20 protein-coding genes are annotated in these 25,319 nt (G+C 53.2%); 10 read left to right on the top strand and 10 right to left on the bottom strand.

What is annotated here, in order from left to right:
* Positions 1 to 24 precede the first annotated feature (24 nt).
* The 6 genes from L1X57_RS09765 to doeA all read right to left on the bottom strand — a co-directional run bounded on the left by L1X57_RS09765 (position 25) and on the right by doeA (position 6,484).
* Positions 25 to 1,008 (bottom strand): C45 family autoproteolytic acyltransferase/hydolase, encoded by a 984-nt coding sequence (locus L1X57_RS09765; protein ID WP_039868492.1) that lies wholly within the window; start codon positions 1,006 to 1,008, stop codon positions 25 to 27.
* A gap of 56 nt (positions 1,009 to 1,064) precedes the next feature.
* The gene (locus L1X57_RS09760) at positions 1,065 to 2,537 is read right to left on the bottom strand and encodes a biotin carboxylase (protein ID WP_009721368.1); all 1,473 of its coding nucleotides are present in this window, start codon (positions 2,535 to 2,537) and stop codon (positions 1,065 to 1,067) included.
* 154 nt (positions 2,538 to 2,691) lie between these two features.
* A complete protein-coding gene (locus tag L1X57_RS09755; RefSeq protein ID WP_009721367.1) occupies positions 2,692 to 3,561 on the bottom strand; it encodes a carbon-nitrogen hydrolase family protein in 870 nt (289 codons plus the stop codon).
* Positions 3,562 to 3,740: 179 nt separating this feature from the next.
* Complete coding sequence (locus L1X57_RS09750) at positions 3,741 to 4,217, bottom strand: Lrp/AsnC family transcriptional regulator (protein WP_009721366.1); 477 nt, start codon at positions 4,215 to 4,217, stop codon at positions 3,741 to 3,743.
* A gap of 8 nt (positions 4,218 to 4,225) precedes the next feature.
* Positions 4,226 to 5,257 (bottom strand): N(2)-acetyl-L-2,4-diaminobutanoate deacetylase DoeB, encoded by a 1,032-nt coding sequence (gene doeB, locus L1X57_RS09745; protein WP_009721365.1) that lies wholly within the window; start codon positions 5,255 to 5,257, stop codon positions 4,226 to 4,228.
* A 27-nt stretch (positions 5,258 to 5,284) separates the two neighbouring features.
* Positions 5,285 to 6,484 (bottom strand): ectoine hydrolase DoeA, encoded by a 1,200-nt coding sequence (gene doeA / locus L1X57_RS09740; RefSeq protein WP_009721364.1) that lies wholly within the window; start codon positions 6,482 to 6,484, stop codon positions 5,285 to 5,287.
* A gap of 222 nt (positions 6,485 to 6,706) precedes the next feature.
* Between doeA and L1X57_RS09735 the strand changes: the two genes are divergently transcribed.
* The 5 genes from L1X57_RS09735 to L1X57_RS09715 all read left to right on the top strand — a co-directional run bounded on the left by L1X57_RS09735 (position 6,707) and on the right by L1X57_RS09715 (position 12,046).
* Positions 6,707 to 7,642, top strand: a complete 936-nt coding sequence (locus tag L1X57_RS09735) for a 2-hydroxyacid dehydrogenase (RefSeq protein WP_009721363.1) — start codon at positions 6,707 to 6,709, stop codon at positions 7,640 to 7,642.
* Positions 7,643 to 7,793: 151 nt separating this feature from the next.
* Positions 7,794 to 8,468 carry a hypothetical protein gene (locus L1X57_RS09730; protein WP_234667699.1) on the top strand — a complete coding sequence of 225 codons (675 nt, stop codon included), beginning with the start codon at positions 7,794 to 7,796 and terminating at the stop codon, positions 8,466 to 8,468.
* Positions 8,469 to 9,401 carry a lysine exporter LysO family protein gene (locus tag L1X57_RS09725; protein ID WP_009721361.1) on the top strand — a complete coding sequence of 311 codons (933 nt, stop codon included), beginning with the start codon at positions 8,469 to 8,471 and terminating at the stop codon, positions 9,399 to 9,401. It begins immediately after the preceding gene.
* Positions 9,402 to 9,521: 120 nt separating this feature from the next.
* Complete coding sequence (locus L1X57_RS09720) at positions 9,522 to 10,751, top strand: nucleoside recognition domain-containing protein (protein WP_009721360.1); 1,230 nt, start codon at positions 9,522 to 9,524, stop codon at positions 10,749 to 10,751.
* 59 nt (positions 10,752 to 10,810) lie between these two features.
* Positions 10,811 to 12,046, top strand: coding sequence for a DUF3422 domain-containing protein (locus tag L1X57_RS09715; RefSeq protein WP_009721359.1), 1,236 nt, complete (start codon positions 10,811 to 10,813; stop codon positions 12,044 to 12,046).
* 8 nt (positions 12,047 to 12,054) lie between these two features.
* On the opposite strand, the gene L1X57_RS09710 is transcribed toward L1X57_RS09715, so the two are convergent.
* The 3 genes from L1X57_RS09710 to L1X57_RS09700 all read right to left on the bottom strand — a co-directional run bounded on the left by L1X57_RS09710 (position 12,055) and on the right by L1X57_RS09700 (position 17,012).
* Entirely contained in the window at positions 12,055 to 13,065 is a 1,011-nt protein-coding gene (locus L1X57_RS09710) for an asparaginase domain-containing protein (RefSeq protein ID WP_009721358.1), read from the bottom strand.
* A gap of 39 nt (positions 13,066 to 13,104) precedes the next feature.
* The gene (locus L1X57_RS09705; protein ID WP_009721357.1) at positions 13,105 to 14,568 is read right to left on the bottom strand and encodes an alanine/glycine:cation symporter family protein; all 1,464 of its coding nucleotides are present in this window, start codon (positions 14,566 to 14,568) and stop codon (positions 13,105 to 13,107) included.
* Positions 14,569 to 14,828: 260 nt separating this feature from the next.
* Positions 14,829 to 17,012 carry an OsmC domain/YcaO domain-containing protein gene (locus L1X57_RS09700; RefSeq protein WP_009721356.1) on the bottom strand — a complete coding sequence of 728 codons (2,184 nt, stop codon included), beginning with the start codon at positions 17,010 to 17,012 and terminating at the stop codon, positions 14,829 to 14,831.
* Positions 17,013 to 17,188: 176 nt separating this feature from the next.
* Between L1X57_RS09700 and L1X57_RS09695 the strand changes: the two genes are divergently transcribed.
* Entirely contained in the window at positions 17,189 to 17,992 is an 804-nt protein-coding gene (locus L1X57_RS09695) for a helix-turn-helix domain-containing protein (protein WP_009721355.1), read from the top strand.
* On the opposite strand, the gene L1X57_RS09690 is transcribed toward L1X57_RS09695, so the two are convergent.
* Entirely contained in the window at positions 17,989 to 18,597 is a 609-nt protein-coding gene (locus tag L1X57_RS09690) for a TetR/AcrR family transcriptional regulator (protein ID WP_009721354.1), read from the bottom strand. The genes L1X57_RS09695 and L1X57_RS09690 overlap by 4 nt on opposite strands.
* Positions 18,598 to 18,815: 218 nt before the next feature.
* Between L1X57_RS09690 and L1X57_RS09685 the strand changes: the two genes are divergently transcribed.
* From L1X57_RS09685 to L1X57_RS09670, 4 genes are read left to right on the top strand one after another with little or no spacing between them, the layout of a single operon-like run.
* Positions 18,816 to 20,018 (top strand): efflux RND transporter periplasmic adaptor subunit, encoded by a 1,203-nt coding sequence (locus L1X57_RS09685; protein WP_009721353.1) that lies wholly within the window; start codon positions 18,816 to 18,818, stop codon positions 20,016 to 20,018.
* Positions 20,015 to 23,113, top strand: coding sequence for an efflux RND transporter permease subunit (locus tag L1X57_RS09680; RefSeq protein WP_009721352.1), 3,099 nt, complete (start codon positions 20,015 to 20,017; stop codon positions 23,111 to 23,113). The genes L1X57_RS09685 and L1X57_RS09680 overlap by 4 nt, the downstream gene beginning before the upstream one ends.
* The gene (locus tag L1X57_RS09675) at positions 23,113 to 24,537 is read left to right on the top strand and encodes an ATP-binding protein (RefSeq protein WP_009721351.1); all 1,425 of its coding nucleotides are present in this window, start codon (positions 23,113 to 23,115) and stop codon (positions 24,535 to 24,537) included. The genes L1X57_RS09680 and L1X57_RS09675 overlap by 1 nt, the downstream gene beginning before the upstream one ends.
* Positions 24,538 to 24,570: 33 nt before the next feature.
* Positions 24,571 to 25,290 carry a response regulator gene (locus tag L1X57_RS09670; RefSeq protein WP_009721350.1) on the top strand — a complete coding sequence of 240 codons (720 nt, stop codon included), beginning with the start codon at positions 24,571 to 24,573 and terminating at the stop codon, positions 25,288 to 25,290.
* The last annotated feature ends 29 nt before the right edge of the window (positions 25,291 to 25,319 follow it).

Raw genomic sequence — 25,319 nt, 5'->3', positions numbered from 1 at the left:
GCTTGCCTGAGCAGCAGTGCTAAATCAGCCATACAGCCCGCGGGAGCCATAGCGCACGGTAATTTGTTCTTCGGGAAACACATCGAAGTTCAAATCCAGCACTCTGCCAGGCCAACGGAACTGAGTAAGTCTTTCCTTGGTGCGATATACCGCGGTATACACTGTACCCAGGCCACGCCGATAGTCGTGGCGAAATAGAGGGGGAGCGGAAAATGCCGAAATTAGTCGCTCGTCAGTGGTCGCATCGTCGTCCACCAGAATCGAGAGCTGACGCTCGCGAATCAAGGTTTCTGAGGCCAGCGCATGGGCATACCATTCGATTTTCTTTTGGTGATTGGTAGCCACGGCCACCCGCCGGATGCTGGCGCGGCGATCTGGCGCAATCATCGCTGTGACATAACGCCCACAGGCATCCGCGACGGTAATGTTATAGGCCATGTGAGTAGGCACTCTTTCAAGCACCTTCGCCGCTTCGGGCACCGTATCGCAGAATTCGAGAATATAGCGAAGAATAATCGGAGCGCCGAAGCCATCCCCCACCACTTTGCGCCCACCGAACGCTAGCGAAACAGCAAGTCCCGAATCATTCATCCCATCTAGCACGCCCCACAGGCAGTCAGACATGGCGATGACACGACGCTGATTCCAGCGCGTATAGAGAATAGTGCCCTCGCACAATTCCGGCGGATAATCATAGTTGCGTGCCAACACAGTGGATGTCGGCCTTGTCAGCACCGCCTGTGAGCAACCGGTAATATACGGCGGCGGTCGGTACAAACTCAGTAGCCGTGACGAAAGATCCCCTCCACCGGCTACTTCACATAACGTGCGGTAAGTAGCCAGCAGTTCGGGCATGTGCTTGCGTAAGGCGTTGTGACACTCCAAATAAGAGGGACGCTCACGCTCGCCTTCGGCTAGGTACCAGGGCTCATAGGCAGGCCAGTGGTAATGGAACAAAGACTGCCACTTCGGCCCCGCCACCTCTTCATGGACGGTGCGAAACGTCAAGGCCTTGTCTAGCTCCACACCAGGCGCCCGGCCTGCAGCAAATTTGCCGTCCATGATTAAAGAATTTTGAAGTTGCCACCGCCGATAGCATGGCTGACGGCAACTTCCTCCACCACTGGGTCTTGCAAAGCCTGCCCTGTGTACTGATTACGGATGCCGTCTATCCAAGCTTTGGCCCGCTCATTTAACTGGAAGTCATCATCCATCAATCGGCCTCGGGTAATCAGAATACCCAGATCGGCCCCTTCATAGCGGAAGTCTCCTGCACCACTAATACGCAGGAAAAAAGCCTCATGCTCGTTCTCTGCCGCATGGGGGTGGTAGCTGTAATGATCATAAGCAATCTCACCTTGATCATTCATGCGCCACACACCAGTAGTAGGCGCCTGGGTTAACAGGTCAACACTTTCATCGGTATGTTTGATAACCAGCTGGCTCCAGCTATCGACACTTTCAGGATGCGCCCAACGCTCATTGATATCATTGATATCCAAGTCAAAGTCGACGTCTGAAAACTCGAGCAAGTGGAACAGGAACAACGGAATATCGGAGTGGGCAAAAGCCGCCACATTCGTTAGGGAACTCGCCCCAGTCACACGTGGGTTAAGCTCGCCTAAATACACTTCATTGGTATCCATATCGATCAGGAAATCGAGTTCGAAATATCCTCGATACCCTTCTTCGCGCAGTGCCTCACCAAACTTAAAGGTGTATTCACGCGCTAAGTCGCGCACTTCCTGACTAAAGGCGCCGGCGAACATTTCGTTGCCGCACCAACCACCCTTATAGGGCGTTAATGTTTTAAAGCCTACAAGCTCTGTCATCAACGGGCCAACGACCGTACCGCAACGCGTGGCGCAAGCTTCTATCGCCGAGCCACGACAGTTGATGCGCTTCATGATCTTAACCTCAGGTTCGGCTTCGATCTCTTCGGCATGCTTGTAATAGTCTTCTTCACTGGCAATAAAGAAGGTGGTGTGACCGGAATCCCCAAAAGCGGTCTGTACAACCAAATCGTTACCGAGCGCCTGGCTGACCTCGATGAGCTCTTGGTAACTGCCTACCCTGGCCAGCACGTTAGGCACGCTGGGTACGCCTGCCTTATTGCCAATGCGCACCGTTTCAATTTTGTTATCCATCCGCTTACGCAGCTCGGCTGGGGGGAAGGCAACCCGCAGACCTAACTGCTCACAAATTTCTTCGGTGTGCTCATCGAACATTAAAAACGACGCTACCCCAGCGCTTTCGCCATTGGCTCGTGATTGAATGAAATCAATGACTTCTTTATGCTCAAGCAGGTAGTTATTAATGTCTTCAATGCTCTCGAAATCGCGAGGAAACTTCTGCTTGGGCACAAAGACATTACGCTGCTTACCTTCAAAGCAGTCGATATAATTAATATGGCGGAAGCTGCCTACCCAATCACCAATACCCAGAAGATTGAAGTTCGTCGCAGAAATGAAGTAGACCGGTTCTTTATTATTTAGAAAATGTCTACGAACATCCGCAATGGAAGTGATTTTAGTCATTATTTTCGCTCCTTGTATGACAGATACTGAAGGCTGTGTGTAATTAGTGCTGCCTAGGAGTTTCGCTAAATATCGCGATATCCGCCTAAATTGATCATCCAATTTGGCGCGAAATCCGTTCTTCTCGTGATGATGGGTCAAGCCAAATAGACTCCTAAAAAATGTCTTGGTCAGTACGTACCGGTTTAGCAAGTGGTCCTAAGGTGTCTAGGAAAGGAGAGGATCCGTTTTCGCTACGGTATATCGAGAAATCGACCTCACGGTCACGGAAACTTTTAAGCGGCTGGCCCAATCCGCGCAACCCGGTTTCGCGTTCTCGACGGACGCGGTTGAGGTCAATTTCGATCGGAATGACCTCCTCACCAATACCAGCTTGATGAATCACGTCGCCTGAAGGACCAACCACGATGGAGCGACCATTACCCAGTGCGCCAGCACCATTAATATCGAAGAAGTAGCACTGGTTGATCGCCGCATTGGTACGGGCAATCGACAGCTCGATATCCCGGTCAATGGTATCGGTCATGGTGGGATGAAGAATGACTTCAGCACCCATGGAAGCCAAGGTACGGGTCGTTTCGGGGAACCACATGTCATAACAGATAGAAACGCCAAAGCGACCTATCGTGGGAACATCGAAGACCACAAATTCATTACCGCTTTCAACACCCGCTTCATAAGGGCGAAACGGGAACATTTTGCGATAACGCGTCACAACTTGGCCCAGTGGGTTAATCACCACCAAGGTATTGTAAATATGCTCGCCTACTTGCTCGAACATTGAGCCAGGAATTAACCAGATACGGTGTTGTGCGGCCATTTGGCAAAACAGTGCCTCAGTATCACTGGGCAGCGTCTGGGCATGGAGCGGTGAAGCCCCCATCGGCATTAATTCGCTGAACAGCACCATCTGCACCTGAGGAAAACGGTTCATTAGCGCATCGATCCGATGGCGCATAGCCTCGGTATTGTCGCCATGGTGCAGGGCATGCATTTGAACACCGGCAATGGTGAAATATGACATTAGCTTCTCTCTGCGTCAGGCGATCTGACTGTTTTAGCTTAGCGAATTAACTTTTATGGATATCTTTCACTAAGCTAGTGGTGAGTGGCATTAATTTTCATACTAAGCCAACGGAACGCTGAAATGGCGTTGATCAAACACCTGGATAAATTGTTAAATTCGATTTACACAGGCCGATATTACAAAAAGTCGATTGAGCCGATATCCGGCTCGGTTCGTTTGACCGATTTGGTCACGATATAGGTGAAATAGCGCTCTATTCCCACATCCGAGACCAACCAACTATCGATCAAACGTTGATAACTGTCGATGGAAAACACCTCAAACTTCACTAGGTAGTCAACGCCACCGCCTACCGCCACGCACTCGGTAGCGTCTGGTGTTTGCATAACTAAAGCTTCAAAGCGGGCGAAGCTCTCAGCATTGTGCTGTTTGAGTTCGATCTGCACCCACACGGAGTTGCGCGGCATTAACACATCGGCATTAATACGCGCCGTATATCCTTCGATAACGCCCGCGTTTTCAAGTCGTTTTACTCGCTCCCAGCAGGGGCTTACCGAGAGATTGATGGCTTCCGCCAGCTTCGACTTGGTGATCCGCCCATCCCGGGAGAGGATATCGAGAATTTTTAAATCATAACGGTCCAGTTTCATCATGCCGGATGTCACGCCTCCAGGCGTTCAACAACATCGGCAATCACCGCCAGGGTGTCCCCCATATTGATTAACGATGGCGCACGGCGAGCCATCAAGATGCCGTCACGCTCCGCTTTGTACGCCACAGGAGCGGTACCGCTACGGGTCATATCGTAGACATAGGCAATGGTTTGGCCTTTTTTCACCTCATCACCCAACGCCACTAACAGCTCTAACACCCCAGAGTGCTGGCTTTGCACGTAGCAGCTGGCATCTGGCATATCGAGATACATTTGCCCTTCTTCAGGCATTTCTACCGAGCCTTCCACCAAGCCGTAATGAATCAAAAAGTTGCGTACACCACGCTCAGCAATCGCAATACTTTGAGGAGTGGACGTGCCGCCGCCGCCAAGTTCGGTGGCCACAAACACTTTACCCTGGCGCTCACAGGCAGTGTCGAACAGTTTTTCTGCATCTAGCTCGAACATCACCATGGCATAAGGAGCACCGAACGCTTTAGCCCCTTCCAACGCCGCCTGCTGTTGAGTCTTGTCGTCTAAAACGTGGGAGGCGCCGAACGGTAAAATATCCAGCGTACGACCGCCCGAGTGCAGATCGAGCACAACATCGCTAATGGGGACCAACACGCGGGTAAAATAATCAGCGATTTGCGTCGTTACTGTGCCGTTTGGATCACCTGGGAAACTACGATTTAAATTGCCTTTATCCATCGGTGACGTGCGCTTTCCGGCCATGACAGCAGGGGTGTTCATACACGGCACAATAATTACCCGCCCACTCACTTCTTCCGCTTTCAACGTGGAAGAGAGCTTCAACAGCGACGTAATCCCCTCGTATTCATCGCCATGATTCCCACCGGTTAACAACGCCGTGGGGCCTTCGCCATTTTTGACCACGGTGATAGGTATCATCACCGCCCCCCAAGCAGACTCATCGGTTGAAATCGGTAGTTTTAAAAAACCGTGCTGTACACCATCGGCGTCGAAATCAACGGTGGCAGAAATAGGGCTTGGCCGCAGTTGGTTCGGTTGAAGCGTCATCGTATGTCCCTTGTATTGTTTAGACAGCTACTTAACAAACAGCTGGCGCGGAAAATTGGCCAGGGTTTCACAGCCTGTCTCGGTAATCAGAATGCTTTCGGTAATTTCCAACCCCCAGTCCTCTACCCACAAGCCGGGCATAAAGTGGAACGTCATACCTGGTTTAAGAATAGTCTCGTCCGAGGGGCGCAGACTCATCGTGCGCTCGCCCCAATCCGGCGGGTACGAAATACCAATAGGATAACCACAGCGCGCGCCGCCACGGTCAAAACCATACTTATCCATTGCCGCACCCAGCGCCATCGCAATATCCGCCGTACGATTGCCTGGCTTAGCCACTGCTAGCCCATTTTCAATACCTTCCAACAAGGCAGATTCCGCACGAATAAAGTCTGTCGGTGGCGTACCTAAAAACACGGTGCGTGACATGGGCGCGTGGTAGCGCTTGAACACCCCAGCAATTTCGAAGAACGTGCCTTCCCCTTTGCGAAATGGCGTATCGTCCCAGGTAAGGTGCGGCGCAGCAGCGTCTTTTCCGGTTGGTAACATCGGGACAATGGCAGGGTAATCACCACCAAACACTTTGCCGTTCTCGTCGATAAACCCTTCAATGCCCACGCGGTAAATTTCCGATACCAGCTTACTTTTTGGCAGCCCGGGCTCAATAACCTCCAAAATGCGTGTGTGCATACCCTCAACAATTCTTGCCGCCACGCGCATATAGGCAATTTCTTGAGGCGACTTAATCGCCCGACACCAGTTCACCAGAGCGTTGGCATCCATAAAGCGCGCATGAGGAAGTTCACGCAGCAAGCTTTGGTAGGCTTTAGCAGAGAAATAATAGTTATCCATCTCCATGCCCACCACACCGGTATGCCAGCCGCGGTCTGGCATAATCGATTGGGCAAGATACTCCATCGGATGCATGTCCGGATTTTGAACATAGTAATCCGGATAGTAGGTAATATTGTCGGGGTCTATCCAGCAGGTGCGCAGCGCGCCGTTGGCATCCATACGGCGGCCAAACCATACAGGTTCGCCTTCTAGGCCCACCAATACGCATTGATGAACATAAAAGGACCAACCGTCGTAGCCGGTCAACCACGCCATGTTGGAGGGGTCACTGACGATTAGTACGTCAATGCCTCGACCAGCCATTTCTGCACGCACCTTCCACAAGCGATTTGCATACTCTGCACGCGTGAAAGGCAGGGAAACCTCAGTCATCGGGCAACTCGCCATCAAAGATCACTAAGAACCAGCGCCATCTATTGTAGGTTAGGTACGCTGGGCCACAGGATCGACCTGGCCACCCCCGCAGTAGGCCTGCCAATGTCGTCTTAGGGCGATACTAGCACCGACCCTCGGTTGCCGGTCAAAGCCTTTATGACAAAAATTGCGGCAAGCCGTGGTAGCGTAACCATAGTTAACATACAGTCAGGAGGAAAAATGAAAATAGTCATCCATATTGACGATTCAACCCAGTGGCAAGCAGCACTGGAGAAGGCGTTGCCTCAGGCCACGGTACTAACGAGTGATGCACCAGCAGATGAGCGGAAAAACGCCGACTACCTCGCCATTTGGAAAGCACCAGAGCATTTACTGCAGGAACAAAGCCAACTTAAAGGCATTATCAATCTTGGGGCGGGCGTCGATTACTTACTGAAAACACCTGGCCTACCCAGCGATGTTCCTATCGTTAAGTTACGTGATGCTGGCATGGGCGAACTCATGGCTGATTACGTGCTATATGGTGTACTGCACTTCTACCGCAGCATGGACCGCTACGCTTCCCAACAGCAGAGCGCCACCTGGAAGCCTCAAGCCGTGCCTGAAAAAACACAGTGGCCAGTTGGAATATTAGGCCTTGGCGCAATCGGCAGTTTCGTCGCCTCCCACTTGTCGCAAGCTGGGTTCCCCGTACTTGGCTGGAGCCGCTCGCCTAAAGAGATTAATGGCGTGCGCTGCCTACACGGTGACGAAGGTCTTGATGAACTGCTTGCCCAAGTGCAGAGCGTGGTCACCATTTTGCCCGACACCGCGGCCACTGAGGGTATTCTTAACGCCGAGCGGCTAGCGAAACTACCCATAGGCGCCAGCGTTATTAACCCCGGCCGTGGCAGCCTAATCGATGAGCAGGCGTTGCTTGATGCGCTCGGTGACACGAAGAATCCAGGTCATCTGCGTGGTGCTCTGCTAGACGTTTTCTGCGAAGAACCTCTTCCTACCGGCCACCTCCTTTGGCAGCATCCAAACGTGATAGTGACGCCCCATATGGCAGCGCCTACGCCGCTGAATGACGCCATTGATCAAGTCATTTCGTATATTAAGGCATTTGAGGCGGGTGAAGCGTTAGCAACGATTAGCCCAGAAGCAGGCTACTGACGCTTCATCATGTGCACGCTATACTGCTCAGGGAACCAAGCGCTAGCTAAAGGCTCTTAGGAAAACACTTTAGAAGGAGGAAGGGCCTTTGCGTCATGTCACAATTGGCAACAGACAGCGTAAGTCTGCGAGCGCAATGTTGGGCGCTTGCATGCTTTCTCTGTGCGGCTTAGCGGCAGCAAATACTCATCAACAAGATGAGCAGGCTCTGCAAGCGCCACACCCCTTCCAGGCCCAATACCGCTTAGAAATACGCGGTTGGCCAGGTGCGACCATTACCCATACGCTCAGTAATGAGGGGCTTCACTGGTTAAGCAATATGAATTTTGCTGTCGCGATTGCCCGCGGGGAAGAGCGTAGCCGTTTTTCGATAGACGACACCACAACCCGCTCTTTGCTCTATAACAGCAGTTATTCACTATTGGGTGTAGGCGACAGCTACCAGCTCAATGAAAGGGATATTACTTCGCTTGATCGCCAAGCTGCTCTCTTTGACCTTTCCCGTCGCGCGGGTCATGAAAGCTGCACGATTAGTACCCCCTGCGATATCGAGTTTGTTGATCACCGCGGGCGTGACGAACACTTTCGATATTATGTCGATCAGCAGAATGCCAACGAGCCCAACACCATTACCGTACCTGCAGGTGAGTTTAAAGCCATGCGTGTCACGCTAATTGATAAAGAAAAGCCCGACCGGCACCTACAAATAAACTTCCACCCAGACTGGCCAGGACTGATCCTCTCCGCGGAATATCAAAAAGAGGGGCGCCGGCAAACTTACCTAACCATGACCCAATTCAACCCCGCTGGGGGTAACGCACCTTAAATGCTTTCTGGATTACTGATTGTTTTATTGCCCCTCTTGTTGGGCTATTTAGTACGCGTTCGTTCTCCCCGCTTACTTAATCTCATCAACCGAGCCGTTAATGGCTCAGTTTATTTGATTCTATTATTTATGGGGGTCAGCCTTGCGGGCCTTGAAAACCTGGGCAGCCAACTTTCACGGTTAGGGGGGAACGCGCTACTGCTGTTTAGCATTACCACGGTGCTCAACTTGGGCGCCCTATGGTGGCTATCACGCCGAGTGGCTTTGAAGGCCGGTGGTTCACCGGTGGTGAAAAATGCCCCTACCAGCAAACTCGCCGCCATGCAGGGCTCGCTAATGTTGGTAGGCGTGGTGGCAAGTGGCGTAGCGGTTGGGCTACTGCTCGGCCCGCTTATTGGGGAAGCGCTGTTTACCACCGCCGACTGGCTGGCGGAATGGGTGCTATACGCATTGCTGGTGCTGATTGGCTGCCAGCTACGCAACTCTGGCATGCCACTTAAACAAATTTTGCTCAATCGCCTAGGGCTTGCCATCGCGGTAACCCTTGCTCTGAGTTCGCTACTGGCCGGCTTGTTAGCCGCCCCACTTCTTTCGCTGAGCTGGAATGAAGGCTTAGCCATGGCGTCAGGTTTTGGCTGGTACTCACTTTCGGCTATTTTGATTGGCGACCAGCTTGGTCCGTTAATGGGCGGCGTGGCGTTTTTCAACGACCTTACGCGGGAACTGCTGGCCTTTATTATGATTCCGCTCGTTATCCATCGCCACACCGCGCTAGCCATTGGTTATGGCGGCGCTACCTCCATGGACTTCACTCTGCCGGTGATTCAACAGCACGGCGGTGTGGCCTGTGTCCCTATTGCCGTGGTCAGCGGATTTATCCTGTCACTGCTCTCTCCACCACTGATTCTGTTTTTTCTTTCACTGTCGGGTTAGCGATAGCAGGCAATCATTGGGTAGGATAAGCAGCGTTATTTGTTTAATACGTACTCTTTTTTTAAAAAGTACTCACTGTTAAAAACGCGACTGCTTCACTGCCCAGGATGCCTGCCCACCATGCTAAACGGAATTTGGTTAAGCTTTTTCATTGCTGCGTTTGCAGCGTCCTTGTGGCAGTGGCTAGTTGGTGGCGATAGCGAGGTTTTTGCTCGCTTAGTGCAATCGCTGTTCGATATGGCGCGGGTCAGCGTGGACATTATTTTAGTGCTATTAGGCACTATGACGCTTTGGCTGGGCTTTCTTTCGATTGCCGAGAAGGCAGGCATGATTCGCCTACTAGGCCGCGTGCTTGACCCGCTGTTTTCCCGCCTAATGCCAGAGGTGCCACGTGACCACCCCGCTATGGGGCTAATTAGCATGAACTTTGCGGCCAACATTCTAGGTTTAGATAATGCCGCCACACCGATTGGCATTAAAGCCATGCAATCGCTGCAAAGTCTCAACCCGAGCCGCGATACCGCCAGCAACGCACAAATTCTGTTTTTAGTGCTGAACACGTCATCACTGACGCTGCTACCCGTCACGATCTTCATTTATCGTGCTCAGCAAGGCGCGGCAGAGCCCACCCTGGTTTTTCTTCCGATTTTGTTGGCTACCAGCGCCAGCAGCCTGGCAGGACTTCTGGCCGTGTCGCTTATGCAGCGCTTAAAGCTTTGGCAGCCCGTAGTGCTGGCCTATTTAGTTGCCGCTGCGCTGGCGCTCGGGCTATTAATTACCACCCTGGCGGGCATGTCGGCCCAGGCACTAGCGGCAGCGTCAACACTGGTGGGCAACCTAACGTTATTCAGTATTGTCATGATGTTTTTAGTGGTCGGCGCACTGCGTGGTGTGAGGGTGTATGACGCTTTTATCGAAGGTGCAAAAGAAGGTGTCAGTTTTACTGTCACCCTACTGCCGTATCTTATTGCCATGCTGGTGGCGGTTGGTGTGCTGCGTGCTAGCGGCGTCTTGGATGCGGGGCTAAGCGGCATTCGCTGGTTGGTGGAAGGGATTGGCTGGGACACTCGTTTCGTAGATGCGCTGCCTACCGCCTTTGTAAAACCCCTTTCTGGTAGCGGCTCGCGGGCAATGATGATCGAAACGATGAACACCTTCGGTGTCGATAGTTTTCCTGGTTTGCTGGCCGCTACCCTACAAGGCAGTACTGAAACAACATTTTACGTGCTAGCGGTCTACTTTGGCGCGGTCGGCGTTACCCGTATTCGCCATGGCCTGGGCTGCGCGCTCATCGCTGACGCCGCGGGCATTATCACCGCCATTGCAGTCTGCTACTGGTTCTTTGGCTAACGCCGCTTGGCAATTAATTTACAACACTCGTAACAACAATAGATCAGGTAATTTGCTTCATGCATGCTCAACACACGACATTACATAACGAGCTTCACGCGAGGCCTCCCATCTATTTTGAGGGGCCTGCTTGCCTTCATCACTACGCTTTTACGCTTGAAGGCGATGATGTTACTAGGTTGCTTGACCGCCTAGCAGAGGTAACAGAGGTCACTGTCACACCCGATCAGGTGCAACAAATAGTCAGTTGTCAGGGCTGCTCGGTGAAATGGGAGCGCCACACCGAGTTTTTTACGCTAACCATCAAGCACGACAACAACAGTAACCCTCGACTATGGCCAACACCGCCTACTTTTTTAGCCCGTGTGCTAGCAGACTTTGCCGATCAAATAATCAGTGCCAGCGTATTGCGTGTAGAAACTGCCAATCGTTGGGCAGGCAGTGTGGACGCCTATGGATTAGATCAGCCAGCGGGCTCCACGGTGGGCGGCGGTGATGCCACAGTTTGGAGCGATTTCAATCTGGATGATCAGCAAAGAAACCGATTGCTAATGGTTAACGATAATCTGGATAGCTATCGACTGGGCAGGATGGCAAGGCGCTTATTTGATATTGAGACTTACCGCATAATGGCGATGCTGGCGCTACCGGAAGCCAAAGCACTCAGCAGTGAGCTACAACACTATGAAACGGAGCTGTCTGCGCTCTCTCATCAACACGCCGAACAGCACACTTCGCCTGCTGAGCCGTTGCTTAACGCCTTGACACTGCTCTCGGCAAAGCTCGAGCGTTGTGGCGTACAAACACGCCAACGATTTAGCGCGACTGATGCCTATGCCAACATCGTGTTGGCGCGTATCAATGAGCTGCGCGAAGAACGTATCGGTAATTATCCTCGGCTTGGCATGTTTATTTTGCGTCGTTTTGAGCCTGCCGTGCGTTACTGCGATGCCATGAACCGACGCGTTGAAACGCTGGCCACCAGTGCCACACGATTAAACGACTTGCTGCGTACCCGCACTCAGGTCGAAATCGAGGGGCAAAACTACAAAATTTTGCAAAGCTTGGATGCCCGCGCTAGCAGTCAGCTAAAAATTCAAAAGGCCGTTGAAGGCCTTTCGATCATCGTCATCAGCTACTACATTTTCAGCTTAATGAAATTAGGGCTGGAAAGCTTAAGCGCACTAGGTGTCGATATTGAACCCAACGTTGCCGCCTCCGTCATAGCCCCGTTGAGTGCGCTTATTATAGCCATCTTAACCTGGCGAATTTGGAAGGTTAAAAAGCACAAGTAAGTAATTCGTTAGCTGCATTCGCCTCGTAGTGAGCCGCTAAGTGCCTTGCGTAGTGCAGGGCCGCTCACTCCACGGCCTAGCAGTACCGTGAGCTTCGCGACGGCGGCTTCCAGCGTGATATCGCCCCCCGCAATCACACCGGCTTGGTTCAGCGCCGCGCCGGTGGCGTAAGCTCCCTGCACGACCTCCCCTTGGGCACACTGCGTCACGTTGAGCAGTGCTATCCCTCGTTCATTAGCCGCCGTTAACGCCTTTAGCAGCTCGCCTTCAAAGCTAGGCGGGTTGCCCACGCCGTAGCTATGCAGAATCAAGCCTTTTAGTCGTTCATCGGCCAATAGTGCCTTGGCGCGGCGCAGCGACATACCGGGATAGAGTGGCAATATCGCGACCGCTTCTTCATCCACCTCAATGGGGGCAAAGTTAGGGAGCCCGCTCAGCAGCGCAGAGGGCTGAGGGAAGGACATAGCGATGCCAAGCTCGGCAAGCCAGGGGAAATTGGGGGAGTCGAAGGCATCTAAGCCCTGAGTGCGCACCTTGCGTGCACGGTTGCCGCGCAGTAGTCGGTTATGAAAGGCCAGGCTCACTTCACAAGGTGTCGCGGAGTGCGCCACCAGTTGCAGTGCACTGACAAGATTATTCAGTGCATCGCTACGGGGCTCACCCAGAGGAATTTGGGAGCCGGTGAAAATCACCGGCTTATTTATCGCACCGAGCATAAACGACAGTGCAGCAGCGCTATACGCCATGGTATCGGTGCCGTGCAGCACCACAAACGCATCGTATGCTTGCCAGTGGTTTTCTAGCTGTGCCACTAAACGGTTCCAGGCGCCGGGCATGAGTTCGGCGCTATCAATCAGCGGCTGCATTTCCAGCACATCAAAGGATGGCAGCCTGTCGGTGGCGCCCAGCGCTAAGTGTGTGGCTAAACGCTCAGCCAACCCCGCGCAAGGTACGTACCCGTGTGGCGATGGCTGCATACCAATGGTACCGCCGGTGTAGAGCATGAGTACGCGGGGCATGGGCGCTCCTTTTCTTATCGCGTTGATACGTGTGCGGGCTTACTTAACAGGTGCGTTTTCCAGACGCTGCTTTAACGCTTCGGCCTCTTCAGGCTCCAGCTCCCAGGCTTTCGGGTCTAACTCAAGATCCGGGTGCTGATTGGCATCGAAGATCGGCTGCTTAATGCCCTGGCGACGCTGGCTATCGTAATCATTAAGAATGCGTAGGCCGCACTTGAACAACAGAATCAGCGCCACGAGGTTGACCACGGCAAGAAGGCCCATGGTGACATCGGCAAAGCCGAACACGGTGCCAAGATCTGTGGTCGCACCCCAGCACACCAGCAACACAATGGCGACACGGAAAGCGTTAAACAGATTCTGGTTGTCGCGGCTAAAGAAGTTGAGGCTGTTCTCGCCCAGGTAGTAGTTGTACAAAATAGTACTGAATGCAAATAGCAGCAGCGCAAGACTAACAAAGGTGCGGCCCCATTCGCCTACATGGTCGGCTAGCGCCGCCTGAGTAAGAGCGATACCTTCAACGCCAGAGCCTGCTGCAGGATCGTACACACCGCTTAGCAGGATCAGAAACGCTGTGGCCGAGCAGATAATCACGGTATCGATAAATACCGAGAACGCCTGCACGATACCTTGGTTGGCCGGGTGCGGTACATAAGCTACCGCCGCCACATTAGGTGCACTGCCTAGGCCAGCTTCGTTAGAAAACAAGCCACGCTTCAAGCCCATCATAATGGCAGCACCAATACCGCCACCGACCAGCGGCTCAAGGCCGAAAGCACTTTTTACGATTAGCGTGATAACACCAGGGATTTCACCAATGTTCATGGCGATGACCAACAGTGCAATGGCGATATAGCTGACCGCCATGAAAGGCACCAGAAACTCTGAAATGCGCGCAATACGCTTGATGCCACCAAAAATAATCAGCCCGACCAGCATGGCCAAAGTAATTCCGCTGTAAAGCACCGGTACACCAAAGGCGTCGCCAAACGAGGTCGCTACCGCGTAGGATTGCAGCGCGGTAAAGGCGAAGCCAAAGGTTAACAACAATAGCACCGAGTAAAACGCGGCCAGCCAGCGCCACTGTTTGCCTAACCCTTTAACAATGTAGTACGCCGGGCCACCGCGATAAGTGCCATCGCCTTCCGCTTCTTTATAGGTTTGCGCCAGGGTACATTCTAAAAAGCTAGTCGCCATCCCCATCAGGCCCACCAGCCACATCCAGAAAATAGCCCCAGGGCCACCTAGCGTAATCGCGACCGCTACGCCGGCAATATTACCGCCGCCCACGCGACCCGCCACGGACAGAACAAGTGCCTGAAACGAACTTAAGTGGCCGTGTTTATTACGCTTAAAGGCCTGACCCGACCCCAATATGCGAAACATTTGGCCAAAATAGCGAAACTGCACAAAGCGGGAAGCAACGGTAAAACCGATGCCAACGCCCACCAGCAGCACTAGCAGTACCTTTCCCCAGAGGAGCTCGTTGAGCATATCAAGCATGTGATTTTCTCCGCGTTTTTGTATTAGCGTTATGTTGGAATTCGCGTCGTTTTATTTCGCGCCGTTTTAAAACCGCGCCGCGGAGAACGTTTTACCAAGCATGGGGCAGAAATAAATTTGGCGCAGCGGTGCAGTTGTGTGCACTGACTGCGCCAACCACTGCACCAAAGTGCATCACATAAAAACGGTGCGCGCCTTTGTCAGGCTGCGCACCGTTCTTTCACGACTGCTTTTGAAAAGGCTCGATAGAGGGACGCTTTTTATTTAATCGCTTTTGCTGCCCGAGCCGCATGGAGCTTTTTGTAACTTTCGATCAAGCGCTGATGGCGCTCCAGACCTTCTAACTGCATGTTAGTCGGCGTTAGGCCATGGAAGCGTACTTCGCCACTCACCGAACCCACGACAGCCGCCATGGTCGTTTCACTGAACATGCGCTGGAAGTTGTGCAGATAATCGTCAAGTTCCAGCTCATCATCCAATACAATTTCCAGTACCGCGTTCACTGCCTGATAGAACAGTCCGCGTTCAACGGTGTTGTCGTTGTACTGCAGGAACATCTGCACGCAGTCCAGCGCCTCTTCATGGCGTTGCAGCGCAAGGTAAACCAGCAGCTTCAGCTCTAGTATCGTTAGCTGCCCCCACACGGTGTTCTCATCGAACTCGATACCAATCAGCGTGATGATATCGGCGTGATCATCCATTTGGCTCTCTTCCAGCCGCTCGACCAGATCAGTGAGCTGATCGTCGTCGAGGCGGTGCAGGTTGAGGATATCCTCGCGGTAATCCAACGCCTTATTGGTGTTATCCCAGATCAGATCTTCGATGGGATACACTTCTGAATAACCTGGCACCAGAATGCGACAGACCGGTGCGCCCAAGTCTTCGTGTACTGCCATGTACACTTCGGCCCCCAGCTCTTCAAAGATCTCAAACAGCGTGTCGGCTTCTTCTTGGTTGCTGCCGGAGAAGTCCCATTCGCTGAACTCAAAATCGGGTTTGGCACTAAAGAAGCGCCAAGAAACCACACCCACCGAGTCGATAAAGTGCTCAACAAAATTGTTAGGCTCAGTCACGGTTTGCGAGTTAAACGTTGGTAGCGGAAGATCGTTTAACCCTTCGAAGCTGCGGCCTTGCAACAGCTCCGTCAAGCTACGCTCCAGCGCCACTTCAAAGCTTGGGTGTGCGCCAAACGAAGCAAATACGCCGCCAGTACGCGGGTTCATTAAGGTGACGCACATTACCGGGAACTGGCCACCCATGGAGGCATCTTTTACCAACACTGGGAAACCCTGAGCTTCCAAGGCGTTAATGCCTTCCACAATGTTCGGATATTTTGCCAGTACCGCTTGCGGCACATCCGGCAAGGTTAACTCCTGTTCGAGGATTTCGCGCTTCACCGCCCGCTCGAAGATTTCCGACAAGCACTGCACCTGGGCTTCCACTAGGGTATTGCCCGCGCTCATGCCGTTACTTAGGAACAGATTTTCGATTAAGTTGGAGGGAAAATAGACCGTTTTGCCATCGGACTGACGTACAAACGGTAGCGATACAATGCCCCGATCTTCACGCCCGGAGTTGGTATCAATCAGATTGGAGCCACACAGCTCGCCTTCCGGGTTATAAATAGCCAGACAGTGTTCGTCGAGGATTTCAGCGGGAAGCTCATCGTTCGGCCCCGGCTGAAACCATTTTTCATTGGGGTAGTGAACAAAGTCGCTGTTGGCAATTTCTTCACCAAAGTACTGGTCGTTGTAGAAGAAGTTGCAGCTCAAGCGCTCAATAAATTCGCCCAGTGCGGAGCACAGCGCGCTCTCTTTGGTAGCCCCTTTGCCGTTGGTAAAGCACATAGGAGAGGCGGCATCGCGAATATGTAGCGACCAGACGTGGGGCACGATATTACGCCAGGAGGCGATCTCAATTTTCATGCCCAGGTCAGCCAGCATCGCGCTCATATTGGCAATGGTCTGCTCCAGCGGCAAATCTTTACCTGGGATGTAGGTAGCGCTGCCTTCCGGCGCCCCCATCAGCAGCGCCTGGGCGTCCTCATCGATATTCTCTACCGTTTCAATCTGAAACTCGGGGCCGGTTTGAACAACCTTCTTCACCGTGCAACGGTCGATGGAGCGCAAAATACCCTGGCGATCCTTTTCAGAAATATCTTCCGGCAGCTCGACCTGGATTTTGAAAATCTGCTTATAACGATCTTCCGGGTCGACGATATTGTTCTGGGACAGGCGAATATTCTCGGTAGGAATATCTCGCGCGTTGCAGTAAACCTTGACAAAGTAAGCCGCGCACATCGCCGACGACGCTAGAAAGTAGTCGAACGGACCAGGGGCTGAGCCATCGCCTTTATAGCGAATCGGCTGATCGGAGATAACCGTAAAATCGTCGAACTTGGCCTCTAAACGGAGGTTGTCGAGATAATTGACTTTAATTTCCATGAATGGGCATCCGGAGCAATGAGTGTGCCTCGGCTGTTGAAAACATAAGCCGGTAGGCGGATTTCTGTCCATTATCCAGTTTTTCACCCGCTTCGTCTTGGGAAGCATTGCACTGACCGCTCCAAGGCCTCACATTAGCCTCACCGTCGCCTTCTGAGAACGTTGAAACCATCCCCATGCATGATGATTTTGTGGCTAACTTACGCCTGCTGTGCAGCTATTACCCGTCTATTGCGGACGTTTGCCGTCGCTTATCCATTAACCGTGCCCAATTCAACCGCTACCTCAGCGGGCGCTATTATCCAAGCCATGCCGCGCTGCAGCGTATTTGCCACTTTTTTGGTGTCTCGCCAGAAGATATTGACCTGCCTCACCACGACTTCCGAGCGCTGGTGCAAACTGGCCAACTCAATGCGGACGCGTCACCAAGCACACTACCCTGGCCCAATGCGTTGATTCAGCGGGGTAGCGAAGGCATGGAACGTTATCTGGGTCGCTACTTCGAGCTTTACCACTCGATGTCGCGCCCAGGGCATTTGATGCGCACGTTGGTGTGCCTAGAAGCCAGAGAAGGAGGCGTGGTGTACCAGCGAACCGAACGTATGCAAGTCGCTCTGGGAAGACGGCCCTGCCATAACCGTTACGTAGGAACCGCCGTTAAACTTGCAGACCGGCTATTTTTGGTTGACCACGAGACACTCAACGGCCACGAAATCACTCAAACTATTCTGTTTCCCAGCTTTCAAAGCCAAGTCACACGCTTAACCGGATTAAAAATGGGGGTTGCCGATAATAGTGAGCGGATGCCCTGTTGTGTGCGAGTGGTGTATCAGCGCTTAGATGAACAAATAAGTCTGCGATCTGCGTTGGCCCAGTGCGGCCTGCTACCACTGAATGACCCATCGCTAGATGATTCACTGCTGGCAGCCCTGCGCAACGATGTGGCTAGCGGAGAGCACCACTTTCGCGCACGTCACTAGCGGCTTGCTTCGCAGAGCGCCGATGGTGTCAGCACATGGGCAAATAAAATCGACTCGAAGTGCTCCATGGGAGTCACCGACTTAAGCGTTTTGGCACGAAGTATAGCGCCTTCCCACCCCGACAATATAAAGCTAGCAAGGGCCTCTGGAGCAATTGCTTTATCGATATTCCCCTGATGTTGCGCTTCTTTCAGACAAACGATAAAACGTTTTTCCCAGCGCTGAAACACCAGATTAAGCGCATCGCGGAAGGTGTCGCTTTGACCAGAAAGCTCCTGTCCCAGGTTACCAATCAAGCAGCCAGTGGTGTGGTCGCAGTCCAACATATGCTCACGCCCTGTGGCGAAGTAACGCCGTATGCGCTCTAACGGTGGTAAGGAGACGTCTTCAAGCAGTGCTGCCAGGCTTTCATCGTACTGGCTGGCAAAGCGCTCGATCACCGCCAGCCCAAAATCTTCTTTGCTGGAAAAGTAGTGGTAAAACGACCCTTTAGGCACGCCGCAGGTTTTTAAGACGGCATTAATACCTGTCGCATTGTAGCCCTGCTGGGCAATCAGCTCGGCACCGGTATCAATTAACTTATCGCGAGTAGCGGTGTTTTTCATGACGTCACATTAACCAGTGAGTTTAGTGCTTTTCAAAATAATAATGACAGGTATTGTTAGGCCCATCAGCGGTTAGACAGCACGATGCAGCGATGCTTGATGGGTTGCACGCTATTTGCACATTGCTTACCTAATCATTGCTTGCGTATCGGTGATGCTAGCATGATACGCCATTTTCTCTGGAATTTTCGCCCTCAGCCAACGGATGCCGCGCGGTAATGACCTCCTCTCACTCTTACGCTCCCTCTCAACAAGGCCGTGTCGGTTTCGGTGCCTTGGCAGCGCTACTGGTCTTCGTTGGCGGTTTAGCCTTGGCTTGGTGGATTATCAGCCAGCCACCCCGCGTTGAGCGACGGCCGCCCCCGCCCGCCGCACCACCCTTAGTAGATATCATTACGGCTGAAGAGCGCCTTCAAGCTCCTATGCTTAACGGCTTTGGGCGAGTAGAAGCTGAGAAATCCACTATGCTAGCCAGCCGGGTTGCTGGTCAGCTAGAACGCTTTGGCGAAGGCGTTCTCCCAGGCCAGGTCGTTGAACAAGGAGCACCGGTTGCTTATATCGATCAGGCCGATTTACGCCTTATTTTGGAAGATGCCGAAGCGCAGTTGGCCAACGCTCAAGCACAGTTAGCGCTAGAACAAGCGGAGCAACAGCGCGCCCGAAGTGAGTATGAATCTTTTGGCCGCCAACTTAGCGCTGAGCGCCGTGCACTGGTGCTACGTGAACCACAGCTACGCCAAGCTCAAGCTCAACTAACACAAGCACGCGTGGTGCGAGACCAAGCGGCGCTTAATCTTGAACGTGCCACGTTAGCTGCCCCTTGGCGGGCGATGGTGCAAGACCGTTTGGTCGGTGCGGGCAGCCTGTTAAGCCAAGGTACTGAAGTACTCAGCTTGGTCGGCGTCGAACAGTTTTGGGTTCGCGCTTCGTTGCCGGGGGATATTTTGGGTTGGCTAACGCCAGGCAGCCGCGTCACGCTTACCAGCCAAGGCTGGCCGGAAGGAGCAAGCAGAGAAGGTAACTTAATTTCTATTCTGCCAAACCTGGAAGAGAACGGCTTACAGGCGCAGCTTTTGATCGCCGTGAATGACCCGCTGTCGCTAGAGCAAGATGGCCCTGCGCTGCGTCTTGGCGATGTGCTGCGTGTTGCCTTTCATAGCACAACCCAGGAGCCGCTCATCGCCTTGCCTTCTGCCGCATTGCGTCCCGGCGAGCAGGTATGGTGGGTAGATGATGAAGATCGCCTACGCAGCACCCATGTCACCCTGGCCTATCGCGGGCAGGAAACGGCGCTAGTACGCAGCGGTTTAGTACCCGGACAGCGGGTGGTTATTGCCGGCTTGGCTCAGCCTCGTGAAGGCCAACAAGTCCGTATTCGCCAGCGGGGCGATACGCCAGCCAGTGATGAGGAAAGCCCATGATTCGCCGTGGCCCACTCGCCTGGATGGTCGACCATGGCGTTGCCCCTAACCTGATGATGGTGCTATTTATCGTCGGCGGTTTAATGGCATCCCTGGCCATCAAGAAAGAGGTTTTCCCGGAATTTGAAACGGAAATCATCCAAGTTAGCATCAGCTATCCTGGTGCCACGCCGGAAGATGTTGAGCAAAGTTTGCTGCTACCAGTTGAAGCTGCCATTGCCGACGTGGAAGGCATCGATGAATTAACCGCCAGCGCTGGCGAAGGTAGCGGCGTAGTCAGCGCCACGCTGATCGATGGCGTTGACGTGATGCGGGCCTATCAGGATATCCAGCAAGCCGTGAATGCCATCACGACTTTGCCTAACGCAGCGGATCCACCGCGTTTTACCCTAGCTGGCCGCTCTCGCAGCGTGGTGAGCCTACAAGTGTATGGCTCGGTGAGTTTAGCCGCACTTCATGACGCCGCCGAAGATGTGCGCGCCGAGCTACAGTCTACTAGCGGCATTTCTCGCGCAGAGCTCTCCGGCAATCGCGAACGTGAAATCCAAGTGCTTTTGGATGAGGAAGCCATTGAGCGCTTTGGGTTAGATCATCAACAACTTGCCAGTCGAATTGCCGCAGAAGCACTTGATCTTGCCAGTGGCCAGCTCACTACCGCCGAAGGCGAGTGGTTGATTCGCTACCAAGGACGCCGCAACAGTGCGGATGAGTTTGCCGCACTCCCCATTCTCACCACCGCCCAAGGTTCTCCCGTTGTACTGAGCGATATTGCGCGCGTAAGAGAAGGCTTTGCCGAAACCGATCGCGAGGAGTTTTACAACGGCGAGCCGGGCTTATCGGTAGATATTTATCAGATTGGCGATCAAACGCCGACCAGTATCTCACAAGCCGTCTACGGTGAGCTGGAGCGGCTGCGCGCCAACCTGCCCAACGGGGTACGCCTGGATATTTCCAGAGACAGCTCAGAAATCTACGAAGATCGCCTGAACCTGCTGCTCAAAAACGCCTGGATGGGCTTAGCACTGGTACTGATTCTCATGGCACTGTTTCTTGAGGCTCGGCTGGCCTTCTGGGTAACGCTGGGCATTCCGACGGCATTTTTGGGTGCAATGCTGTTTCTACCTTGGATTGGCGTCTCACTCAATATGATGTCGATGTTCGCCTTTATTATCGCCCTTGGCATCGTCGTGGACGATGCCATTATGGTCGGTGAGAATATTTACAGCTACCGGGAGCAGGGCTATTCCCTGCGCGATGCCGCGGTGAAAGGTGCTCAAGAGATCGCCACACCGCTTACCTTCGCGATTCTGTCCAATATTGTTGCATTCCTGCCGCTACTGTTTTTACCCGGTTTTTTAGGGCTTATTTTTGCTACCGTGCCGGTAGTCGTTATCACGGTATTTATTATTTCTCTCGTGGAAGCTCTGTTTATACTGCCCGCCCATCTCGCCCACGCCAGCAAACCCCGCAAAACACCCGTATGGCAGCGCCCCATTGAAGCCGTTCGTTTACGTATGCAAAAGGGCCTGCATCACTTCACTTACCAGCAGTTTGAACCGTTTTTACAGCGTGCGCTTAATCAACGCCTGCTGACGGTCTCCCTGGGCGTTGCCTTGCTATGCGTCGCGCTGGCCTGGGCAATGAGTGGCCGACTTGGCTTTTCACTCATGCCCAGGGTGGAATCTGACCAAGTTCAGGCCAGCGTTACCCTACCGATTGGCAGCAACATTAGCGTTAGCCGCGAATTGAGCCAGCAGTTGCTGAATGCCGCCGAGCAACTTAGCGAACGCGAGGCAACCCTCAGTTTTAGCAGTACCCGCAGCCGCTTGGATGGTGAAAGCTTGCAAGTGCGTTTAGATATCGCCAGAGAAAGTTTAGATGCCTGGCCTCCATCTCGAATTGCCCAGGAGTGGCGCGACTTAACGGGTGATTTAGTCGGCGCGCAATCTGTGCGCTTCGAGTCAGACTTCGGTGGCCCTGGTAGTGGTGCAGCGCTGAGCCTGCGTTTATCCCACCCAAACACCCAAGTGTTAGAAGCGGCTGCTGCGCAACTGGCTGAACTACTAGCCGAATATGGTTTAACCGATATCGATAGCGGACTGGGAGACGGCAAACCGCAGCTTGAAATGCGCCTATCTGCCGAAGGGCGCGCGTTAGGGCTAACAGGGAACGACCTAGCCCAGGCGCTACGCGGCCCGCTACAGGGTGCCACTGCCATAGAACAATTTATTGGCCGTCGAGAAGTCAGCGTTGAGGTACGCCTGCCAGAGCAAGATCGCGACAGCCTCAATGAGCTTTATCGGCTGCCGATCCAGACGCCTGACGGCCTAAGCGTCCCGTTATCACGCGTGGCAGATATCACGTTGAGCCAAGCTTCTAGCAGTCTTCAACGCATCGATGGTCGGCGGATCATTACGGTTACCGCTGACTCGGAAGGAGACCAAGCGATTAATCAAGTGCTAGCCACGCTGCAGGAAGATGTTTTCCCCACCCTTAGCAATACCTGGTCAGGGCTTGAAGTGAGCATGGGTGGGCGGCAACAAGATACCGCCGACAATTTAGCCACGCTACGCAATGCCATGTGGCTAATGCTGGCCGCGCTGTATGCGCTATTAGCTATTCCTTTCCGCAGTTACCTTCAGCCACTACTGGTACTAGCCGCTATTCCATTTGGTATTGTCGGGGCCGTTGCAGGTCACATGCTCATGGGGTTCGGGCTATCGATTATCAGCCTACTCGGTATGCTGGCACTTTCCGGCGTGGTGATTAACGATGCCCTAGTACTGATTGACTATGCTAACCGTAAGCGTCGTGAGGGCATGGATGCCCGCGAAGCAATCGTCGCCGCGGCGACTCGCCGCTTACGGCCAATTATGATGACGACACTCACCACGTTTTTAGGCTTGGCACCGATGATTCTAGAAACCTCTCGCCAGGCGCGCTTTATGATACCCATGGCCATTTCGCTAGGGTTCGGAATGTTATTCGCCACGGTCATCTTGTTGCTGGTAGTGCCCTGCCTCTACCTGGGTTTAGAAAACCTGCGTGAACGACTCAGCAAGCCACCCCAACCAAGCCATGAGGGAGTCAGCTAATGCAACTGCTCGCTTCGCTACGCCAGTGGCGGCCCTCCCGACTGGGTCTCAAGCTTTTTGTGGCTATTTTAAGCGTTAACGTAGCCATTGCAGCGAGCGTGTTTTTAGCGGTGACTTACAGTATCGATCGCGGTTTTTTAGAATATCTAAATCAAGCCCAAGAGCGGCGCGCTACGCTACTGGCAGATGGGCTCATTACTCGCTGGGAAACCCAGGGCAGTTGGGGGTGGTTGGAGCAATCCCCAGAACGCTGGCCCTATATTGTGCGCTTTGAGCTTGGCCAGGAACACCGTGACCGCCCTTCCCCCCTGGGGGAGGCTCAGGACTTTGCTTTACGCAATAGCGACGGCCGCTTTGTTGTCCCTCCTGTTGATACTGCTCGGGGATCAAACGGTTGGCGATGGCTCACCCTGTATAGCGACATGACCCCAAGCGGTAACAGTGAACCAATTGGTGAACTCGGCTTTCGCCCTCCGCAAGATATGATGGAGCGCATGGAAAGCCGCTTTTTAGAACGCCAACAACGCAACTTAGTGCTTATTGTTGTTTCACTTGGATTAGCATCGCTCTTACTAGCGGGCGGGCTTTCTTGGTGGTTAGGGCGACGCACCCGAGCATTAGCAGGCGCAACGCTACGCTTGACCGAAGGCGATTATCACACCCGGTTGTCAGAACGCGGTCGCGATGAACTTTCCAGTTTAGCGCGCGACTTCAACGTCCTGGCGGCCACCTTAGAAGCTAGCCGCGACGCCCGAGCACGATGGGTGTCTGACACGGCGCATGAGCTGCGCACCCCGTTGGCAGTGCTGCGTGGCGAAATCGAGGCAATGCAGGATGGCATTCGCCCGTTAAACCAGGAAAATCTTGGCTCACTTGCCCAGGAAGTGGCACAACTGGAACGGTTAGTTACTGACCTGAGACTGCTTTCTCAAAGTGATGCAGGCGCATTAGATATTCAGCTAGCCCCAATGAACCTCAGCGAAAGCTTGAAAGGCCGTTTATCCGACGCCGACCGCTGGCTAGAAGAGAGCGGCCTGACACTGTCAAGCCAGCTTACCCCCGGCATCATGATACAAGGGGATGCCCAGCGCCTGCGACAGCTATGGAGCAACCTGCTAGATAATAGCTGCGCCTATACACAGCCCCCAGGTGAGCTACGTGTTTCGTTAACCTGCGTATCTGGCCACGCCGTGATTACCTGGGAAGACAGCTCCCCAGGCGTGCCTGAAAGCGAGCTTTCACGCTTAACCGAACGCCTGTATCGCGTGGAAGGCTCACGTAACCGCGCAAGTGGTGGCAGCGGGCTGGGACTCTCCATTGCCAGCGCATTAGTTAATGCCCATGGCGGCATACTTTCGCCTGGCGCCTCTGAGCTTGGCGGCTTGAAATGGACGCTGCGCTTTCCGCTGTTTATTGCTTCTTAACGTCAATTACTTCCTAACCCAAGCGAGCTGACTATGTCTGAGAATATCCCACCCCAGGACGCCTCACTGCTTATTGTTGAGGATGAACCTAAAATTGCCCGGCTAATGGCGGACTACCTGGAAAACAATAATTTTGCGGCAACCATTATTGCCAACGGCAACGACGTTATGCCCTGGCTTACCCAGCACACCCCGGCATTAGTACTGCTAGATGTGATGCTTCCAGGTAAAGATGGACTAACGTTGTGTCGAGAAATTCGTCAACAGTGCCCCAACCTGCCAATTATTATGGTGACCGCGAAAGTCGAAGAAGTTGATCGTTTACTAGGCTTGGAGCTAGGTGCAGACGACTATGTTTGCAAACCCTTTAGCCCTCGCGAAGTGGTTGCCCGCGTAAAAGCCGTACTACGCCGTAGCCACGCCGCGGCGCAGGCCGATGACGCGCACGACTTCACCAAACAAGCGCCGGTGACACTCGATGAAGAAGGCTGGCAGGCGCTTGCTAATGGGCACGACCTCGGCCTCACCGCCGTAGAATTCCAACTGTTGCGCGTTATGATGCAATCTCCAGGACGTATCTTCAGTCGCGAGCAGTTGATGGATCACATGTACCGGGATAACCGCATTGTCTCGGAACGCACCGTGGACAGCCACATTAAGAAGCTACGCAAAAAAATCCATGAAGCGCTCCCCGAGCTGGAGATCATCCGCTCCGTTTACGGAGTCGGTTACAAGTATCAACCAGAAGGATAAACCGTCTATTTGCTATCTTTTATGTACTA

Origin of the sequence: Halomonas sp. TD01, from assembly GCF_923868895.1 — a bacterium.
Taxonomy (GTDB): domain Bacteria; phylum Pseudomonadota; class Gammaproteobacteria; order Pseudomonadales; family Halomonadaceae; genus Vreelandella.
The sequence above is the reverse complement of the archived record's forward strand: the minus strand, read 5'-3'. Positions and strand labels throughout refer to the sequence as shown.

What these genes read in the sequence shown, in the direction of transcription:
- L1X57_RS09760 (WP_009721368.1), bottom strand. Translation starts at nt 2,537, where the DNA reads ATGACTAAAATCACTTCCATTGCGGATGTTCGTAGACATTTTCTAAAT.
- L1X57_RS09755 (WP_009721367.1), bottom strand. Translation starts at nt 3,561, where the DNA reads ATGTCATATTTCACCATTGCCGGTGTTCAAATGCATGCCCTGCACCAT.
- L1X57_RS09750 (WP_009721366.1), bottom strand. Translation starts at nt 4,217, where the DNA reads ATGATGAAACTGGACCGTTATGATTTAAAAATTCTCGATATCCTCTCC.
- doeB (WP_009721365.1), bottom strand. Translation starts at nt 5,257, where the DNA reads ATGACGCTTCAACCGAACCAACTGCGGCCAAGCCCTATTTCTGCCACC.
- doeA (WP_009721364.1), bottom strand. Translation starts at nt 6,484, where the DNA reads ATGACTGAGGTTTCCCTGCCTTTCACGCGTGCAGAGTATGCAAATCGC.
- L1X57_RS09735 (WP_009721363.1), top strand. Translation starts at nt 6,707, where the DNA reads ATGAAAATAGTCATCCATATTGACGATTCAACCCAGTGGCAAGCAGCA.
- L1X57_RS09730 (WP_234667699.1), top strand. Translation starts at nt 7,794, where the DNA reads ATGCTTTCTCTGTGCGGCTTAGCGGCAGCAAATACTCATCAACAAGAT.
- L1X57_RS09725 (WP_009721361.1), top strand. Translation starts at nt 8,469, where the DNA reads ATGCTTTCTGGATTACTGATTGTTTTATTGCCCCTCTTGTTGGGCTAT.
- L1X57_RS09720 (WP_009721360.1), top strand. Translation starts at nt 9,522, where the DNA reads ATGCTAAACGGAATTTGGTTAAGCTTTTTCATTGCTGCGTTTGCAGCG.
- L1X57_RS09715 (WP_009721359.1), top strand. Translation starts at nt 10,811, where the DNA reads ATGCATGCTCAACACACGACATTACATAACGAGCTTCACGCGAGGCCT.
- L1X57_RS09710 (WP_009721358.1), bottom strand. Translation starts at nt 13,065, where the DNA reads ATGCCCCGCGTACTCATGCTCTACACCGGCGGTACCATTGGTATGCAG.
- L1X57_RS09705 (WP_009721357.1), bottom strand. Translation starts at nt 14,568, where the DNA reads ATGCTTGATATGCTCAACGAGCTCCTCTGGGGAAAGGTACTGCTAGTG.
- L1X57_RS09700 (WP_009721356.1), bottom strand. Translation starts at nt 17,012, where the DNA reads ATGGAAATTAAAGTCAATTATCTCGACAACCTCCGTTTAGAGGCCAAG.
- L1X57_RS09695 (WP_009721355.1), top strand. Translation starts at nt 17,189, where the DNA reads ATGCATGATGATTTTGTGGCTAACTTACGCCTGCTGTGCAGCTATTAC.
- L1X57_RS09690 (WP_009721354.1), bottom strand. Translation starts at nt 18,597, where the DNA reads ATGAAAAACACCGCTACTCGCGATAAGTTAATTGATACCGGTGCCGAG.
- L1X57_RS09685 (WP_009721353.1), top strand. Translation starts at nt 18,816, where the DNA reads ATGACCTCCTCTCACTCTTACGCTCCCTCTCAACAAGGCCGTGTCGGT.
- L1X57_RS09680 (WP_009721352.1), top strand. Translation starts at nt 20,015, where the DNA reads ATGATTCGCCGTGGCCCACTCGCCTGGATGGTCGACCATGGCGTTGCC.
- L1X57_RS09675 (WP_009721351.1), top strand. Translation starts at nt 23,113, where the DNA reads ATGCAACTGCTCGCTTCGCTACGCCAGTGGCGGCCCTCCCGACTGGGT.
- L1X57_RS09670 (WP_009721350.1), top strand. Translation starts at nt 24,571, where the DNA reads ATGTCTGAGAATATCCCACCCCAGGACGCCTCACTGCTTATTGTTGAG.